Here is a 1,238-nt window from a genome sequence, read left to right as displayed (position 1 = left end):
GGGCACGTCGGTCGGGCCGCCGGCTGGCCCGCGACCCGGAGGCCCGAAAGCGGCGCGAGGCGGTGCTCGCCGTGCCCCGCCGGCTGACCGGCGTCGCCGCGGCGTTCGACGCGGCGTCGGCGCTGATCGAGGCGGCCGAGGCGGAGGCCGAGGCATCGGTCGCCGAATCCGACACGGCCGAGCGGACGGCACTGGAGACGGCGCTCGGCGCGGGAGGCACCGGCCGGGGTGCGGCCGGCGCGATGCGGGGTGCCGCCGGTCAGCTCAAGGAGTTGGAGAAGCGGCAGAAGTCGCGGGCCACCCGGGCGCAGCGCGACGCGCTGGACCGGGCGCTCGTCGACCTGGCCGGCTTCTACCGGGACGCGCTCACCATGGCGCTGCGGGCCCCCGTCGCCCCGGTGCACACCGACACCGCGGCGCTGGCCGGCGCCGGTGCGCAGAAATGGGACGCCGAGGGCTCACTGCGCCGCCTGGAGGCCGTGCTCGCCTGCCGTGCGGCGATCGAGGCGAACGTCAAGCCGCGGATCGCCGTAGAGGCGATGATGCTCGCCCTCTGGAAGGGCTGACCCGCAGCTTCCGGCCGTGGTCCCGCCCGCCGGACCGGTCATCCACAGGCATCGACACGCGCGATTGCTGTGCGGTACGGTCCGGTGTGCCGTAGTGACGGTGACGGCACGCTCAGTGAGGGGTCATCCGGGAGGAGTCGGCCGATGCCGCGGGGGGAGATCGACGAGGCCTGGATCGAGGAGGCGGTGCGGCGCTACCGCCGGATCGAGTCACTCCAGGCCGAGTTCGACCAGGCGGTGTCGACCGTCGAGGTCACCGTCCGGTCGCCGGACGGGCTGGTCGAGGTGGTGGTCACCGCCGGTGGGCGGATCACCGACGTCCGGTTCCTCGGCCCGCTGCACACCCGCAGCCCGCGCGACGTGGCCAATTCCGTGCAGGCCGCGGTCACCGCGGCGGCCGACGCCGCCGAGTGGGCACGGGAAAAGCTGCACAACGAGACGTTCGCCGCCTACCGACCGCTCGCGGGGGCCTGAGATGGACACACTGCGCGCGCTCTCCGCCCGCCTGGAGGAGGCGAGCGCCACGCTGGCCGCCCTGTCCCGCACGGTCACCGCCAGCGATCCGGCCCAGGTCGCGTTCGGCGCGGACGCCCCCCGGCCGCCCCGGCGAGATCGGCCGTGCCCTGCACCGGCAGTGGGCGCCGCCACCGACGACCGGGCACGTGAGGCGCG

1 protein-coding gene and 2 pseudogenes are annotated in these 1,238 nt (G+C 75.6%); all 3 read left to right on the top strand.

Annotation, left to right across the window (positions count from 1 at the left end; all coding sequences use genetic code 11):
• Positions 1 to 566: pseudogene (locus JNW91_RS31460) on the top strand (DNA polymerase III subunit delta'); the annotation flags it as partial.
• A gap of 144 nt (positions 567 to 710) precedes the next feature.
• Complete coding sequence (locus JNW91_RS31455; protein WP_203179052.1) at positions 711 to 1,040, top strand: YbaB/EbfC family nucleoid-associated protein; 330 nt, start codon at positions 711 to 713, stop codon at positions 1,038 to 1,040.
• 1 nt (position 1,041) lies between these two features.
• Positions 1,042 to 1,238: pseudogene (locus tag JNW91_RS31450) on the top strand (hypothetical protein); the annotation flags it as partial.

This window comes from Micromonospora parastrephiae (genome assembly GCF_016802865.1).
In the GTDB taxonomy this organism is placed as follows: domain Bacteria; phylum Actinomycetota; class Actinomycetes; order Mycobacteriales; family Micromonosporaceae; genus Micromonospora; species Micromonospora parastrephiae.
Note: the sequence above shows the minus strand (reverse complement) of the source record. Positions and strands in the feature narration are given on the sequence as shown.